Origin of the sequence: Aureimonas sp. SA4125, assembly GCF_019973775.1 — a bacterium.
GTDB lineage: Bacteria > Pseudomonadota > Alphaproteobacteria > Rhizobiales > Rhizobiaceae > Plantimonas.
Map to the genome: position 1 here is coordinate 1,321,898 of NZ_AP025032.1, position 14,566 is coordinate 1,336,463.

A 14,566-nucleotide genomic window follows, 5' to 3' on the forward strand; every position below is an offset into this window, starting at 1 on the left:
ATCTCCCCCCTTGAGGGGGAGATGCCGGCAGGCAGAGGGGGGCGCGCAGCCGCCGCGGCCGGTCGGCTTGAGGCGGCGGGTCGCGACGGCAGAGCGACGCACACAGGGGCGGGCACGAAGCGCTCACCGCTGGAAACGAGGATACAGCCCATCAGTCGTCATCCCGGCCTTGCGCCGGGATCCATGCCAAATCGCCGGGACAAACCGAGGATGGTGGACCGGCGGGCTTCCTGTACCGATTCTCCTTCCTCATCGCTTCGGCATGGATCCCGGCTCAAGGCAGGGATGACGAAGGGGACGGGGGAGCGCCTAACGGTTCCCGAGCCGGTGAGGCTGGCTCATGCGTAGGCGCCTCATGGCCGCTGCCCTTATCGCCGCGTTCCTTGCTGCCGGCGCCTTGGTCGGGGCACACTGGCTCGATGCCGCCATCGACGCGCGCGTCGCCGATCTGGCCGAGCCGGAGACCGGCGTCACGGTCACCGCCCGGGACGGCGAACTGCTTCGGGCCTTTGCCGACGACGATGGGCGCTGGCGGCTGGACATCGGGACCGGGGACGTCGACCCGCGCTACGTCAAGATACTGACGGCCTGGGAGGACCAGCGTTTTGCCAGCCATGGCGGCGTCGACGGGCGGGCGGTGCTGCGGGCGGTGTGGCAGTCGATCCGCCACGGGCGCATCGTCTCCGGTGGCTCGACGCTGACCATGCAGGTGGCGCGGATGCAGAAGCGCCTGCCGACCGGGAGCTTCGCCTCCAAGGGCGAGCAGGTGCTCGGGGCGTTGGCGCTGGAGCGGGAGCGTTCGAAGGACGAGATCCTCGGACTCTATCTGAAGCTTGCGCCCTATGGCGGCAATATCGAGGGGATCCGCGCCGCAAGCCTTGCCTGGCTCGGCAAGGAGCCGCGGCGGCTGACGGTGGCAGAGGCGGCGCTGCTCGTCGCGCTGCCGCAGGCGCCGGAAAGGCTGCGGCCGGACCTTCATGCGGACCGCGCCGAGCGGGCCCGCAACCGGGTGATCGCGCGCATGCAGGACCTCGGCATCCTGTCCGAAGCCGAGGCGCGGCGTGGCATGGCCGAGCCGATCCCGCGGCGGCGGCGCGACCTGCCGATGCTGGCCGCGCATGCGACCGAGCGGCTGCACCGCGGCGATCCCAAGGCGCGGAAACTGCATCTCACCCTCGACGCGAAGCTGCAGCAGCGGCTGGAGGACTATGCCCGCGCCCGCGCGGCAGCAATGATCGCGCCGCTGAGCCTTGCCATCCTCGTCACCGACCATCGGACGGGTGAAATCCTTGCCTCGATCGGCTCGCCGGATGTCTTCGACGCCAAGCGCCAGGGCTATGTCGACCTGACGCGCGCGCTGCGCTCGCCGGGATCGACGCTGAAGCCGCTGATCTTCGGCCTCGCCTTCGAGCGCGGCGTCGCCCATCCCGAAAGCCTCGTCGACGACCGGCCGACGGCCTTTGCCGGCTACACCCCGCAGAATTTCGATCACACCTTCGAGGGCCTCATCACCGCGCGCCGGGCGCTGCAGCTCTCGCGCAACCTGCCGGCGGTGGAACTCCTCGCGGCCACCGGCCCGTCCCGCCTGGTGCAGCGCATGCGCCGGGCGGGCGCCACGCCGGAGCTCGGCAGCCGCACGATTCCAGGTCTTGCCATCGGCCTCGGCGGTCTCGGCCTGACGTTGGAAGACCTCGTCGCGATCTATGGCGGCATCGCCAATGGCGGGATGGCCAAGCCGCTCAGGATCGACGCCGGCACGGCCGCAATCCTCGGCGCAAGGCCGGCGGCGCGGGTGTTGTCGGAACAGGCGGCCTGGTACGTCACCTCGATCCTTGCCGGGGCGACGACCACGGTGAAGGGCTCGCCCGGTACGATCGCGCACAAGACCGGCACCTCCTTCGGCTACCGCGACGCCTGGTCGATCGGCTATGACGGGGAGCATGTCGTCGGCATCTGGCTGGGACGGCCGGATGGTGCGCCGGTTGCCGGCCTCGTCGGCCAGGACGCCGCCGTGCCGGTCATGCGTGATGTCTTCGCCCGCATCGGTCCGGCCGTGCGCCTGCCCGGCCCGCCGCCCGGCATCCTCGCTGCCGCCGGGCGCAACCTGCCGCCGCCGCTGCGCATCGTCGGCGCGTCCGCGGCGCGGCCGGGCGGCGGTCCGGCGCCGGAAATCGTCTTCCCGCCGAACGCCGCCCATGTCGAGCTGGGCCTTGCCGAGGGGGCCACTGCCGACCTCTCGCTGAAGGTTCGCAACGGCGCCCCGCCCTTCACCTGGTATGTCGACGGCGCTCCGGTGGTGCAGGGGCAGTTCGACCGGCAGGCCTCCTGGCACGCCAGGGAGCCCGGGTTCATCGACATATCCGTGGTGGACTCGGCCGGGGCGGCGGCGTCGAGCCGGGTGTTCGTCGACTGACCGCCCGCGTCAGCGGCCCAGTCGGTGAGCTGCCCGAAACGTCTCGGCAAAGAGCGGTGCCGCTTCCGCGACGGCGGCGAGCGAGTACCCGCCTTCCTGGACGATGACGGTGGGCAGGCCGAGCGTTCCGAGGATCGCGCCGATGCGGCCATAGGCCTCTGTCGTGACGGCGAGCTTCGATAGCGGGTCGTCGCGGTGTGCGTCCCAGCCGGCGGAAATGACCAGCGCTTCGGCGCCGAAGGACGAGACCTTTTCGGCCAGTTGCGTGACGGCAGCGACGAAGGCCTCGTCGTCGGCGCCGAAGGCGAGCGGCAGATTGAGATTGAAGCCCTCGCCGTCGCCCGCGCCCGTCTCCTCGGCATAGCCGGCGAAATGCGGGTAGTAGGCGCTGGGATCGGTGTGGGTGGAGGCGACGAGCACGTCACTGCGGCGGTAGAAGATGGCCTGCGTGCCGTCGCCGTGATGCGTGTCGAAGTCGAGGATGGCGACGCGGGAGAAGCGCTTGCGCAGGGCTTCGGCCGATATCGAGGCGTTGTTGAAGAAGCAGAAGCCGTTGGCGCGGTCGGCATAGGCGTGGTGGCCCGGCGGGCGGCAGAGCGCGAAGCTCGCGGCCTCCCCGGCAAGGACGGCCTCGGCGGCGGCTATGGCGGTCTGCGCCGAGGCGTAGGCGGCGCGGTAGGTGCCGTCCATCATGGCGCAGGAGAGATCGCCGATATACCAGCCGGTCCGGCCGAGAATGCCCGTCGTCCGCGGTTTTCCCCGCGTAGCGAAGTCCGGTCCCGAGGAGACGTAGGGGTGGATGTTCGGCAGCACTTCCGGCCCGGCATTCGGCAGGGTCTGGAAGAGGTCGTAGGCCTCGGCCAGGAAGGCGACATAATGGTCGGCGTGCACGGCGTGGATCGGCGCCAGGCCGTGATCGGCGGGCGTTTCCTGCCGGAGTCCGAGGGCGGACAGCTTTGCGATCAGCGTTTCGGCACGGGCCGGATTTTCCAATGGCGTGACGAGGCGGCCGTGCACGCCGTATTGCGTCGGCCGGTGGGCGGTCTGGGCGGGATCGAAGAACAGGCGCATGGGAATCCGGGGCTGGGCGCGGGGGCGCGGGACGGGGTCACGCGAGGCTATGCCAGCGCGGCGGCGACGTCACGCGCTCGGATTCGGGGAGGCGCCCGACCGCTCACGCCGAGTTTGATGGGATGGCGGCTCGCTCCGAACGCGCAAACCCTTATCCTGTCGTCATTGTCTGGCTTGGCCCGACAACCCATGCCGAGGCGGGGTCAAACCGCCGCTTCAGGGCAGGACGGCTCGAAGCGCGCATCATCCTGCCGGCGCAATGCCGGTTTCCGCCGCCTCGGCATGGGTCCCGGGCCAAGCCCGGGATGACTGTTCTGGCAGGTCGGCGGCGCCGACACGCCGCGTCACGCAGAAACGTCCAGATGGCTGTTGCGCGTCTTCCCGAAGCTCCAGATCGCCTCTGCGAGGAAGTTCAGTCCTCGCGCTTGATCCCGTTCAGCTCCGCGACGATGTCCGACAGCATCGGCACGAAGTCGTCGCCGCGGCCGATCGATTCGGCGGTGGCGTAGGAGTTCTTCACGGCGCTGGCGATATGCGTCGAGACGCCGGATTCGTTGGCCATGGAGACGAGGTAGCGGGTATCCTTGTGGGCGTTCTTCAAGGTGAACTTGTGGGCGTCGCGGTCGCGGCCGACGACATATTGCATGAAGGTCTGGTAGAAGCCGCAATCCATGCGGCCGCCGGTGAGCACGCTGTGGAAGATTTCCGGCGAGACGCCGGATTTCTGGCCGATGGCGAGCGCTTCGGCATAGAGCGCGCCGTAGCCGAGCGAGAGGAAGTTGTTGAGGAGCTTCATCGTGTGGCCGGAGCCGATGTCGCCGGTGTGGACGATCTTGCCGGACCAGGTGTCGATGAGAGGGCGGACCTTCTCGAACAGTTCGGGCGTCGCGCCGACCATGCAGTCGAGCGTGCCGGTCCAGGCTTCCTTCGGGGTGCGCGACAGCGGCGCGTCGACGAACGACACGCCCTTTTCCGCGCAGAGTTCCGCCAGACGCCGGGTGGAGACGGGATTGGATGTCGAGGAGTCGAGGATGACGAGGCCGGAACGGGCCGTGGAAAGAAGTCCGCCTGGACCGGTGACGACGGCCTCGACCTCGGGCGAGCCGGGGAGGCAGAGGACGACCATGTCACAGGTTTCGCCGATTTCGGCCACGGAAGAAGCCTCGGTGGCACCGCGGCCGACGAGGTCCTCGATCGCCTCGCGCTTGCGGTTGGGCAAAGCGCGCAGGGCAAAGCCCTTTTCGACGATGTTCTTGGCCATGCCGTGGCCCATGTAGCCAAGGCCGATAAAGCCGATGGTGTCGGTCATGAAGTCATTCTCCCTTGCGCGTCCGAAGACGTCAGATCAGCATATTTTCAAAGAGAATCCGAAAGCGTCGCGAAGCTGCTGCCACCGGATCCCCTTGTCTCCCTGGCGTCCGACGCTCTTCCCTTCCCAAGCGTCGATGCCCACGCGGATCTCGCCGCGTGCCTTAGAGATGGGGCGACCATTGCGAAAGTCCCGCCCTCTGCGCAAGCGGCTTGAGATGAGAGGTCAGGCCAGCTTGTTAAGAAACCGAGTCCGGATCTCCCGGATCTGCTCGTGAGATTGCGGTGTCAGGTGAGGATATTGTCTGATTGATTCAGGATCCGGCCAGCGGCGCGCGGGGTCGTGGTGGAAGGGCGGATGAGGCGAGGGAGGACGGCCTGCCATTCCCAAAGGTCAGGCCAACATATTCACAACCTGAATCCGGCGATGCTCGCAAGTGTCTGCTTCCGGAATCAAATCAGCTCCGGACGCCAGATTCTTCCTGTGCGCGCAAAGACCTGCGGAGCAGGGGCTGTAGCGTGTTCTGCCGCACGGCGAGATCGACGTCAAGCAAGGGCGCGATGCCGCTGCGGCACGGTGTGGATGGCGGCACGGCGCGGTCATGAGGGCCGCGGCGGATGGGCACCGGGATGCGCGCCCCATGGCGGGCGGGCCGGGCGCCGATCGCGTGACCGGCGGAAGCGCGCATTCAGTTCGCGCCCCGACCGGCGGTCGCCCGCCTCGTCGGGGAGAGCTGGGCCGCCACGCAGCCAGGCGAGAGCGTGGCGGACGGCGACGTGGCGGTTGATATCGTAGCGGGCACTGCCGGCGCGCGCGTGCCGCGACAGGCGGTCCGCCTCGGCGACGAGCCGCGTCTCGATGCGGCACGCGAGGTCCGGGGCGAGTGCCGCGGCCGACGGGCATCCATCGACGATATCGAGTTCCGGCGGCGACAGACCGAGCCGGGCCAGAAGAAAGCGCAGCTCGAAGCTGCGGGTCTTCCGTTCGATTTCCTGCCGCAGCTTGATCCGGTGCGCGGCGATGGCGGCGCGCATCGCCGCTTCCAGTCTTTCGGCTTCGGTCATGGCGGCTGTCCCCTGCGGCATCCCGGCAGGATGGCGCCGCATCGCCCAAAAGAGGAAAAAAATCCTTATGCCCGACAGGGAGTTTGCTCCGTGAGGCCTGCAGGGAAGCCCAGATAGCCGAATATGTCGCTGTCAGACACAGGAAAGATTTCCTATATCGTGTCGATTGTCCTAAGGATGAGGGACAAGCAGCCGCGAGGGAGAGGCGAAATGTCGGGAGTGGTTCCTTTGGTGCATGGCAGAGCGGGGCTGCGGAGGCGGGCAGTCGTCCATGACGTGCCACCAGGAATTTCTCCTCGGAGGGAGCGGTCGTCTCACAACGATGATCCCGCGGTCGCGGGCTGCAGGTTGTCGCGGCAGATTGCCAGCGCGGTGCTCGCCATCCCCCTGGAAGAAATTGCGCGCGCCAATCGGGGCGAGGCGGAGATCTGCACGGCGCGGCATGTCGCGATGTATCTTGCCCATGTCATCTTCCAGGTGCCGCTGGCGGCCATTGGCGCCGATTTCGGCCGGGACCGGACCAGCGTCGCGCATGCCATTCGCCGCGTCGAGGACCAGCGCGACCGGCCGGATTTCGACGCGCAGCTGACGCGCCTGGAGACGCTCGCCGCGGAATGCCGCGCCCTTCTCGGCGGCTGGCGGGACGAGGCATGAGGACGCGGGGTGCGCGGAGCGGCGGCGCGGACCTGCCGGGCTTCGACCCGGACGAGTCGCCGCTCGGGCGGCTGGCGACCCGGCGGGGCAAGGACGGCGCGGCTTTCCTCGATCAGGCCGAGACCATGGCGGGCGAACGGCTGCGTGCCGACTTCACCCGTGCCGGGATGACGCCGGCGATGACGCAGCGCTGGGACCTTGCGCCGCGCGGCGGCGGCGGTTCCGGCCGCGGTGCCTTCGACCTCTGCGACAGCGCGCTCGATGCCCGCAAGAGGGTCGACGCGGCGATCGCGGCGGCCGGGCCCGAACTTGCCGGCGTCCTCCTCGACGTCTGTTGCTTCCTGAAGGGCCTGGAAGAGGTCGAGCGGGAGCGGCAATGGCCTGTTCGTTCGGCCAAGCTGATGCTGAAGACGGGGCTTGCCATGCTCGCCCGGCACTACGGCTTCAGCCAGGAAGCGACGGGCGGGCCGGGCCGCATCCGGCGCTGGGGGGCCGGCGACTATCGCCCGTCGATCGGCGGCGGCAAGGTCTGACCCGTGTCAGGCCGTCGCCATTGCCCGCCGTGCATCTTCCTTGATCCGGCCGACCATCGAGCGCAGGCCGTTCGAGCGTTGCGGCGTCAGATGGTCCTGGAGACCGAGCCGGGCGAAGGTCGCCTCGGCGTCGATGGCGAGGATCTCGGGCGCGGTGCGGCCGGAAAACAGCGCAAGCGCGATGGCGACGAGGCCACGAACGATGTGGGCATCGGAATCGCCGGCGAAGCGCAGACGCGGCGGCGCGCCGGCCAGCACGTCGCTGACGAGCCAGACCTGGCTGACGCAGCCGGGAACCTTGGTGGCGTCGTTCTGCGCTCCCTCGGGCAAGGGCGGCAATTCACGGCCGAGCTCGATGAGGTAGCGGTAGCGGTCTTCCCAATCGTCGAGCAGTTCGAAGTTGGTCTCGATGTCGTCGATCGTGATCATGGCCGTTCCGTCGTCGCGTGGCAGCCGTCCTGCCCGCGACGGATATAGGGGGCCCGGGCGCACTTGTCAGGCCGCGACGGTCGCCTCGAACGCGGCGCGGCTCAGGCGCGGCTCAGGCGCGGGGCGCCGGGGTCGGCACCGCGAGGGCAGAGGGGGTGGCGATGGGTGCCGGCTCCGGTGCGGTCGCAGTCGCGGGCATGGTCTCCGCTTCGGCGCGGGGGCGGGGCGGCTGGTAAGCGGTGGGCCGCGCCGGCATGCCGAAACGCGAGACGTCGAGCGAGCCGACCGCACCGATCGTCACCGCACCGGTCGTCACCGGATCGGGCGTGATGCCGGGCAGGGAGGCGATGTCGGTCGCGACAGGGGGCGTCGGCGTCTCCCCGTCAGGCGGGGCCATGCGTCCCTGGACGAATTGGTAGGCCATGGCGGCGCCGTCGCCGATCCGCTCGCCGGCGAAGATCGCAAATTCCCGGCCGGTATCGCAGGCCTGCGGTGCCCGTGTGCAGAAGCCGCTGAGATCGGCGATGGCCTCCTGCGCGCCGATATAGGCGCCGACGATGCTGAGATTGGCCGACGTCTCCTTCGGTGTGCCACCGAAGGGAGCGAAGAAGGCGATGAGGCCGAGCCAGAAGGCGGCCTTCAGGATGAAACGCATGCTGCCTGCTCCTCTGTCGCCGGCGCGGCCTGTCCGTCGGCGTCGGCCTTGGCCGTGCGCCGGAAGGAAGCGACCCCGTCGCTTCTTCCCTGTGGCCACAATGCCGCAAAGGCCCGAAGGTCGCGTTGAAACTTGTCGCCGAGTTTGATTCAAATGCAATCGATCCGGCCGGCGATGGCGCCGGTTCTCCCCAGCCGGCGTCGGCGGGGCTTGACCCGGCGGGCTGCCAAAGCGTGGGACCGTGTGTCCGAAGCCGCGGTCCGGGGCGCCGCGGGCGTGGCGCATTGCCCCACGCCGGGGGATTCACCGCGTGCTGTCTCGCGGCACGATCCGTCGCCGGGCAAAAAATCCGTAAATGGCGACGGCCGCGCCTGTCGTGCCAATGGCAAGTGCCGCCATTGGCGCGAAAGGTTGGCCGCGGTTCGAATTCGACCGGCATTGCGGGCGGCGAGGCGCCGTTTATGCCTTCCTTAAAGGGTTAAGGCGATGATGGAGATCAAGCCAGAGAGGGCCGCCGCTCGAACGATTCGGCGTCGGCCACCCCCGGCACAGATGCAAGACGCGGGTAGTGGATGACGCAGTTCAGCGAGGCAGACGCAAGCGAATCGATGCTGGGCTCCAGCACCTTCGCGATGGCGCTGTCGGGCACTTTCGAGCGACTGGTCTCGCCCAGAATCCTCGACCCGAACGATCGTGCGCCGCAGCGCCGCGTGATCGCCGGGCTGGTGGCGGCGGGTCTTGCCGCAGCCCTGGCACTGCCGTTCGCCAGCCTTGGCGACTTCGGTCCGCGCGGCGTCGTTCTGCCCGCGATCATCGCCGGCGCATGCCTCGCTTTGGCCGGGCTCCTGGCGTCGAGCGGCCGGCTGACGCTCGTTCTCTCGCTGGCAATCGCCGCGGCATCGGCGCTGGTCGGCGCGCTGGCTCTGGCCGGAGGCGGGGTGTCCTCGCCCCTTCTTTTCCTGCTTCTCCTGGCGCCGATCGAAGCGACCATCGCCGGTCGGCGGCACCTGGCAGCCCTCGCCGTCGGCGTTTCCTGCCTTGCGCTGAGCGCGGTGGCGACGGCGCAGTGGCTCGGCCTTGCCGCCACCGCGACTTTCGGCTTCGACGGGACGCTGACGGCCGGGCTCGGGCTCGTCTATGGCGGGCTTCAGACGCTCCGGCTCTGGCGCGCCCGTGAAAAGACGAATGCCCTGCGCGGTCTCGAAGGCACGGAAGCCCTGCTGATCGAGAACGGCCTGACGGAAGCCGTGCTGCGGTTCTCGCCGGACGGAAGCCTGCTCACGGCCTCTCTCGCCGCCTCCGGCCTCTTCGAGACCTCCGCGCGCCCGCTCAGCGACAAGGCGATCTTCCAGGCGATTCACATCACCGACCGGGTGCGTTACCTCAAGGCGTTCGGCGACCTCCGCGGCGGCGCCGATGCGCTCGCAATCGAGGTGAAGGTCCAGTCCGCTGCCAGCGCGACGCAGCATTTCCGCGACGTATCCCTGCGCATGATGGCGGTGCGCGACACTTCCGGCCGCCTGCACGCCATCCTCGCCATCGCCCGCGACGTGACGTCCGAGCGCGCCTTGACCGCCGAGCTGACGCTCGCCTTGAGCGCGGCCGAGCAGGGCTCGGATGCCAAGAGCCATTTCCTGGCGGCGGTCAGCCACGAACTGCGCACGCCGCTGAATGCCATCATCGGTTTTTCCGACGTGCTCCATCAGGAGCTGTTCGGCGGCTTCGAGGATCCGCGGCAGCGGGAATACGTCGGGCTGATCCGCCAGTCGGGCGAACATCTCCTCTCGGTCGTCAACGGTCTTCTCGACATTTCCAAGATCGAGGCCGGACGCTACGAGCTCGAGGTCGAGCGCTTCGACGTCGCCAAGGCGCTCGTCTCGGCCGCCGCCCTCATCCGTCCGCAGGCCGAACGCAAGGGTCTGGTGCTCGACGTCGCGCTCGGCCCGCACCTTCCCGAGGTCGTTGCCGACCGCCACGCCTGCCATCAGATCCTTCTCAATCTCCTGGCCAATGCGGTGAAGTTCACCGACCATGGCGGAGTGACCCTGCGCGCCGATGCGCGGGGCGGCATGCTTGTCCTGTCCGTTGCCGATACCGGCATCGGGATCGCGCAGAAGGACCTGCCGCGGCTGGGGCAGCCGTTCACGCAGCTGTCGCAGGGAATCGCGCGGCGCTACCAGGGAACCGGCCTTGGGCTGTCGCTGGTCAAGGGACTGGCTGTCCTCCACCACGGTTCGATGGAGATCGCCAGCGAACTGGGCCGCGGAACCACCGTAACCGTTCGCATCCCCCTCGACGGCATGGCCGCAATCGCCGACATTGAGTCCTCCAGAAACAAGATCGTGGCGCTGACCGATGCCTGCAAAGAGACAGACTCCCCTTCGCGCCAAGACCGGCCGAGCCGTCGCACGGCCTAGCGTCGCGCGCCGGGGGCTTCGCCTCTCGGTCGCAGCCCTGAGCCTGATCGGCAGGCCCATCGCGGCGCGCCCGGTGCTGTCGGGCGGGATCGCAGGTGTCGCGATTCTGTTCGCGCTGGTGTCGGGCAATGCCATCCTGTCGCAGCCGGGACGCCATCCCCGGCCGATGATGGCGACGCGGGGACCTCTCCTCGACCAGCCCGCGACCGAGCTGGCGGCGGCGGAGATTGTCCTTCAGCCAGTGCCCTTGGTCCTCGAAGTGCAGGAGGAACTGGCGCGCACCGGCCACTACGCGCTGAACCCCGACGGGCGTCCCGGCAAGGCGACGGCGGCCGCGATCCGTGCCTTCCAGAGCGAACATGCCCTGCGCGTCGACGGCGAGCCGTCGCCGCTCCTCCTGTCGCAGATCCGCCAGCTGGCCGGCGAGGCACCCAGTCCCTCCGCCAGGCCCGATGGCGCCGAACGCATGGCGAGCATCGAGCCGGCGGAAGCCAGCCGCGCCGCGGCCGACCCGGCCACGACAGGCTCGACCGGCGAAGAGATTTCCGACAAGGAACTGGTGCGACGGATCCAGAGCGGGCTTGCCAATGCCGATGTCGCCAAGCTGACGGCCGACGGCGTGGTCGGCGAACAGACGCGCGCGGCGATCCGCACCTTCGAGGCGCTGGAGGGAATGGACGTGACCGGCAGGCCCAACAAGCGCCTGCTCGACCACCTCATCGCCATCGGCGCGGTGAAGTGAGGGCAGCGCGATGCGCGTGACGAGCGCGCTCTTCGTCTCGCAACTCGTCCGCCGGATCTTTTCCGACGGCGGATTTGCCGCCGTCGAACGCCAGGGCGCCGAGGCGGCAGGGGCGATCTTCGTCCTCGTCAGGGCCCGCGACGGGCAGGTGACGCTGTTCGGGCCGGCCAGCCAAACCCACTCCGCCGACGACGGCGGCCGGCGCTTCATGCGCGAGGCGATGCAGGGCGCCGATGCGCTGGAGCGGCGCCTTGCCCGCGAGGCGCGTTTCGATCCGGATTTCTGGGTGGTGGAGATCGAGACGGGCGCGCCCGAAAACTATCTGGATATCGTCGAGGCCTGACCCCACAGGAGCGAGCGGCCGGCCCAATGGGCTGGCGGCATTAAGATCGCGGAAGGCGCGACGGCTCAAGGGCGCCGGGTGCCTCAGGGTCGAAGGGCAGAGTCGGCGGGGACGCGCCGGCTGCAACATGCGTGGCCGTGGCGCCGTATGGCCCGCCGTCAACCCGACTTGGAGCTCTTCTGCTCACCCCAGGGCCGTTGCGCCCGGCGGCCGAACTCGGCCGGCGGCGCGGCGCGCGGCAGAGGCTGGAGGTCCTGGTACTGCGGCTCGAGCGCGGGGGCGGAAACCGCCTTGCGCAGCCGCGATCCGTGGGCGATGGCCGCGCAGTCCTCGACTTTCAGGGCGCGGTAGAAGCGCGTCATCAGGCTGAATTTCGCGACATCGAGACCGATGTCGGGCTTCATCATCATCAGGATGGTCAAGGCATCCGCCGGGCCCGCGCCGAGCGCCTTGACCGCGACGGCCAGGCGCTCGCCGCTGTCGTCCTCGGCGATCTTGACGAGGACGTCCTGGGAAAGGTCGAGGGCCTGCCGCAGGCCTTCGTAGAAGCTCGCCCCGTCCTGCTGGACGGCGAGCGCGACGAGCGCGTGCAGCGACGGCCCCCGCATCTCGCGCCCGCCCGGCCGCGCCAGTCGCCGCAAGGTCTGGCGGATGAGGTCGGCGGCGCCCTGGGGGGAGGGCGTCATATCATTCGTCTGCGGCGCCGCCTCGGACCGGTCGGCCCCGGCAGCCGGCGCGCCTGTCGTGCGCAGCTCGGGAAAGACGGGTGCCGCGGCCTGCGGTTCGCTCGTGAACACATCCGGAGCGGCCGCCGTTTCGAAGGCTGCCGGTTCGGGGGACCCTGCAGGCTTTGGGGCCGACACATCCAGGGGAGCGGCGGCGAGGGGCTCGGTCGAGGCCGTCGGCGTTGCGAGGGGGGGCGAGGGCGTCGCGCTCCCGGGCGATGGCGCGCGGCCGGCGATGATCTTGCGCAGGCGCCGGTCGCGGCTGGCGCGCAGCGCCAGAAGGTCGGACGTCCCCAGCACCGGGCTGGAGGTGAGGAAGGGTGCCGAAATCTCCAGCGGTTCGGCGATCAGGAGGTCGACGATCGGCCGGGGCACGCGCGGGCTGTGCGACAGCGCGGCGGCGAGCGCCCGGCGCGTCTCCGGCCGGATCTTGTCCCACAGGGGCACGACCAGACGGCTGAAGTCGCGTGCCTGATTGTCGCCGGGGGAGCGCAGCGATCCGTAGCTGGCAACCGCGGCGCTGACGATGGTGTCGAATCCGTCGCGGCCAGCGGTCTTTTCAAGGGCTCTAAAGAGGCGCTGGCTGTCGTGCTTCATGGGGCTCCGGGCGGTTCGATGGTCATTGCCGACGATCGAAAGAATTAGCTAAGATATCTTAGCAACCGATTAACCCTGATCCCGCTTTCTAGCTTCGCGAAAGGTCGCCGCGCCATAGTCCGCTCAACAGACCGATGCTGATAAGGCTTTGCCATGGCAGTCATGCTCTTTTTCCCCCACCGACCGACGGCGGAAAAGGCCCCCGTCCGACGCGCGGGTCTGGGCGTGACGACCGCCGAGATCGTCATCCTGCCCTGTATCCGGCGGGAGGCGATCGTTTCGGCTGTGATCGACGCGCCGGTGCTGCTGAAGGCCTAACGGTCGGGCAACACGATGCTCAGGGCGTGCCTGTCGCCTCGGGAATGACGGCAAGGCCGGCTGGTTCGAGCTTCTGACAGCGCAGGGAGCGCACGAAGGCATCGACGCCCGGGCGCTGCGTTTCGTCGCCGACCAGAACCCGCAACGTCAGATAACCCTCCGCCAGGTCGAGCCCGACCGGGATCGCCGTCTCGTCCTGGGAGACGCTGTTGGCCTCGGCGTCGACGAGCTGCTCGGGCGTGCCGAGGAGAAGGTCGAACCGGCCCTTTACCGCCGAGCGGTCGTTGATCGAGTAGAGATTGTCACCCTGGCGCGAATAGATCGAGGCGGACCAGAACTCGGTCGCGGCGGGCGCCGTCACGCGCACCGGGCCGTCCTCGAGCGAGAACCGGCAGGCGGCGGTGACGAAAGCCGGGTCGATGAAGGCGAAGTCGTGTGCGCCTGGACCGTCGTCGCGCAACCCGGAGCCGCTCCCCGCCTGGCGCTGCGAGTCGATCCGCACCACTGTCTCCATTCCGGCAATGCGGCCGAGCCGCCCCCAGGCATTGTTGCCGGCAAGGAGCGGGATGGCGAAGATGACGACGATGTGGACGATCGCCGCCCCGACGAGGCCGATCACCACGGCGAGGATGAGCTTACCCATCGCGGCAGTCACCACGCGTGAGGGTCGGCAGGACGAGGCTGGCGACGCCGCTGGAGGTGCTGGCCGGCGTGTCGTAGAGCGTCAGCGCCAGTGTGAATTCGCCGCTGCCGGTGACCGAAAGCCAGTTTCCGGGGGCGGCCCTCGGTCCGACGGTCATGACAGCCGAATTATCCTCGGCGCGCATCAGGCTGCGCGACACCAGCCAGCCGGGTCGGCCTTCGCCGGGATCGACGAGGAGGCCGTCCGGCAGATAGGCCGCCAGTGTCCACACCCGCGCCAGCGGAGTCTGGCCGGCAAGACCGTAGCTGCACTGGCGCATCAGCGGCCGGCCGGCGCTGTCCGCGTTGGCGCGAAAGCTGATGCCCTCGCCGCCGCCGAGGGTCAGATTGCCGATGCGCGCGAGGACGGCTCTGGAATAGGGATCGGCATCGGGAGAGCCCCCGAGCGGATTGGCGCGCCAGGGACCGACCTCGACCGTGCCGAGATCGGCCGACATCTCCAGCGCCCGGTCGGCCGTCCAGGCGCCGAGACCGAGCGCAAGACCGATCGACAGGGCAAGGAGGATCATGAAACGCATGCGCTCTGGCTCTTGGAAGAGGTGCAACGGCTCATTTCACGCGGGGGCGGCGGACGCAAGGGCGCGCGGGAAAATC

Annotated in this window: 14 protein-coding genes and 1 pseudogene; 7 read left to right on the forward strand and 8 right to left on the reverse strand. The window is 69.1% G+C overall.

All coding sequences use genetic code 11. The annotated features are described in order from the left end of the window. Positions 1-340: 340 nt before the first annotated feature. Positions 341-2,413 (forward strand): penicillin-binding protein 1C, encoded by a 2,073-nt coding sequence (gene pbpC, locus Sa4125_RS06045; RefSeq protein WP_224004796.1) that lies wholly within the window; start codon positions 341-343, stop codon positions 2,411-2,413. Positions 2,414-2,422: 9 nt separating this feature from the next. On the opposite strand, the gene Sa4125_RS06050 is transcribed toward pbpC, so the two are convergent. The 3 genes from Sa4125_RS06050 to Sa4125_RS06060 all read right to left on the reverse strand — a co-directional run bounded on the left by Sa4125_RS06050 (position 2,423) and on the right by Sa4125_RS06060 (position 5,857). Further along, the gene (locus Sa4125_RS06050; RefSeq protein ID WP_224004799.1) at positions 2,423-3,484 is read right to left on the reverse strand and encodes a histone deacetylase family protein; all 1,062 of its coding nucleotides are present in this window, start codon (positions 3,482-3,484) and stop codon (positions 2,423-2,425) included. 412 nt (positions 3,485-3,896) lie between these two features. After that, the gene (locus Sa4125_RS06055) at positions 3,897-4,793 is read right to left on the reverse strand and encodes an NAD(P)-dependent oxidoreductase (RefSeq protein ID WP_224004802.1); all 897 of its coding nucleotides are present in this window, start codon (positions 4,791-4,793) and stop codon (positions 3,897-3,899) included. Positions 4,794-5,392: 599 nt separating this feature from the next. Beyond that, a complete protein-coding gene (locus Sa4125_RS06060) occupies positions 5,393-5,857 on the reverse strand; it encodes a hypothetical protein (protein WP_224004804.1) in 465 nt (154 codons plus the stop codon). A gap of 372 nt (positions 5,858-6,229) precedes the next feature. Here Sa4125_RS06060 and Sa4125_RS06065 point away from each other — a divergent pair, with 372 nt between their 5' ends. Together Sa4125_RS06065 and Sa4125_RS06070 are read left to right on the forward strand one after the other, a co-directional pair. Then, positions 6,230-6,511: a helix-turn-helix domain-containing protein gene (locus Sa4125_RS06065; RefSeq protein ID WP_224004806.1), complete on the forward strand. Its 282-nt coding sequence runs from the start codon at positions 6,230-6,232 to the stop codon at positions 6,509-6,511. 44 nt (positions 6,512-6,555) lie between these two features. Then, positions 6,556-6,951: pseudogene (locus tag Sa4125_RS06070) on the forward strand (DUF6456 domain-containing protein); the annotation flags it as partial. Between the two features lie 99 nt (positions 6,952-7,050). Here Sa4125_RS06070 and Sa4125_RS06075 read toward each other — a convergent pair. Both Sa4125_RS06075 and Sa4125_RS06080 read right to left on the reverse strand, forming a co-directional pair. Next, positions 7,051-7,473: a SufE family protein gene (locus Sa4125_RS06075; protein WP_224004808.1), complete on the reverse strand. Its 423-nt coding sequence runs from the start codon at positions 7,471-7,473 to the stop codon at positions 7,051-7,053. 112 nt (positions 7,474-7,585) lie between these two features. Then, positions 7,586-8,128 carry a DUF5330 domain-containing protein gene (locus Sa4125_RS06080; protein ID WP_224004814.1) on the reverse strand — a complete coding sequence of 181 codons (543 nt, stop codon included), beginning with the start codon at positions 8,126-8,128 and terminating at the stop codon, positions 7,586-7,588. Between the two features lie 572 nt (positions 8,129-8,700). Between Sa4125_RS06080 and Sa4125_RS06085 the strand changes: the two genes are divergently transcribed. From Sa4125_RS06085 to Sa4125_RS06095, 3 genes are read left to right on the forward strand one after another with little or no spacing between them, the layout of a single operon-like run. Then, positions 8,701-10,545, forward strand: coding sequence for a HAMP domain-containing sensor histidine kinase (locus tag Sa4125_RS06085; protein WP_224004817.1), 1,845 nt, complete (start codon positions 8,701-8,703; stop codon positions 10,543-10,545). Then, the gene (locus Sa4125_RS06090) at positions 10,484-11,287 is read left to right on the forward strand and encodes a peptidoglycan-binding protein (RefSeq protein WP_224004820.1); all 804 of its coding nucleotides are present in this window, start codon (positions 10,484-10,486) and stop codon (positions 11,285-11,287) included. Before Sa4125_RS06085 ends, Sa4125_RS06090 begins: the two co-directional genes overlap by 62 nt. A 10-nt stretch (positions 11,288-11,297) precedes the next feature. Continuing rightward, on the forward strand, positions 11,298-11,630 hold the full coding sequence (locus tag Sa4125_RS06095) for a DUF1491 family protein (RefSeq protein WP_224004823.1): 333 nt from the start codon (positions 11,298-11,300) through the stop codon (positions 11,628-11,630). Positions 11,631-11,788: 158 nt separating this feature from the next. On the opposite strand, the gene Sa4125_RS06100 is transcribed toward Sa4125_RS06095, so the two are convergent. Beyond that, entirely contained in the window at positions 11,789-12,952 is a 1,164-nt protein-coding gene (locus Sa4125_RS06100) for a hypothetical protein (RefSeq protein ID WP_224004826.1), read from the reverse strand. Positions 12,953-13,105: 153 nt separating this feature from the next. On the opposite strand from Sa4125_RS06100, the gene Sa4125_RS06105 reads away from it, so the two are divergent. After that, positions 13,106-13,270, forward strand: a complete 165-nt coding sequence (locus Sa4125_RS06105; RefSeq protein WP_224004829.1) for a hypothetical protein — start codon at positions 13,106-13,108, stop codon at positions 13,268-13,270. Positions 13,271-13,289: 19 nt separating this feature from the next. On the opposite strand, the gene Sa4125_RS06110 is transcribed toward Sa4125_RS06105, so the two are convergent. Together Sa4125_RS06110 and Sa4125_RS06115 are read right to left on the reverse strand one after the other, a co-directional pair. Further along, positions 13,290-13,913: a DUF1254 domain-containing protein gene (locus tag Sa4125_RS06110; RefSeq protein ID WP_224004832.1), complete on the reverse strand. Its 624-nt coding sequence runs from the start codon at positions 13,911-13,913 to the stop codon at positions 13,290-13,292. Further along, complete coding sequence (locus tag Sa4125_RS06115; RefSeq protein ID WP_224004835.1) at positions 13,906-14,490, reverse strand: DUF1214 domain-containing protein; 585 nt, start codon at positions 14,488-14,490, stop codon at positions 13,906-13,908. Before Sa4125_RS06115 ends, Sa4125_RS06110 begins: the two co-directional genes overlap by 8 nt. Positions 14,491-14,566 lie beyond the last annotated feature (76 nt).

Coding starts and splice junctions, on each gene's coding strand:
- Sa4125_RS06105 (WP_224004829.1), top strand. CDS start 13,106: ATGGCAGTCATGCTCTTTTTCCCCCACCGACCGACGGCGGAAAAGGCC.
- Sa4125_RS06095 (WP_224004823.1), top strand. CDS start 11,298: ATGCGCGTGACGAGCGCGCTCTTCGTCTCGCAACTCGTCCGCCGGATC.
- Sa4125_RS06115 (WP_224004835.1), bottom strand. CDS start 14,490: ATGCGTTTCATGATCCTCCTTGCCCTGTCGATCGGTCTTGCGCTCGGT.
- Sa4125_RS06050 (WP_224004799.1), bottom strand. CDS start 3,484: ATGCGCCTGTTCTTCGATCCCGCCCAGACCGCCCACCGGCCGACGCAA.
- Sa4125_RS06055 (WP_224004802.1), bottom strand. CDS start 4,793: ATGACCGACACCATCGGCTTTATCGGCCTTGGCTACATGGGCCACGGC.
- Sa4125_RS06075 (WP_224004808.1), bottom strand. CDS start 7,473: ATGATCACGATCGACGACATCGAGACCAACTTCGAACTGCTCGACGAT.
- Sa4125_RS06100 (WP_224004826.1), bottom strand. CDS start 12,952: ATGAAGCACGACAGCCAGCGCCTCTTTAGAGCCCTTGAAAAGACCGCT.
- Sa4125_RS06090 (WP_224004820.1), top strand. CDS start 10,484: ATGCCTGCAAAGAGACAGACTCCCCTTCGCGCCAAGACCGGCCGAGCC.
- Sa4125_RS06060 (WP_224004804.1), bottom strand. CDS start 5,857: ATGACCGAAGCCGAAAGACTGGAAGCGGCGATGCGCGCCGCCATCGCC.
- Sa4125_RS06080 (WP_224004814.1), bottom strand. CDS start 8,128: ATGCGTTTCATCCTGAAGGCCGCCTTCTGGCTCGGCCTCATCGCCTTC.
- pbpC (WP_224004796.1), top strand. CDS start 341: ATGCGTAGGCGCCTCATGGCCGCTGCCCTTATCGCCGCGTTCCTTGCT.
- Sa4125_RS06085 (WP_224004817.1), top strand. CDS start 8,701: ATGACGCAGTTCAGCGAGGCAGACGCAAGCGAATCGATGCTGGGCTCC.
- Sa4125_RS06110 (WP_224004832.1), bottom strand. CDS start 13,913: ATGGGTAAGCTCATCCTCGCCGTGGTGATCGGCCTCGTCGGGGCGGCG.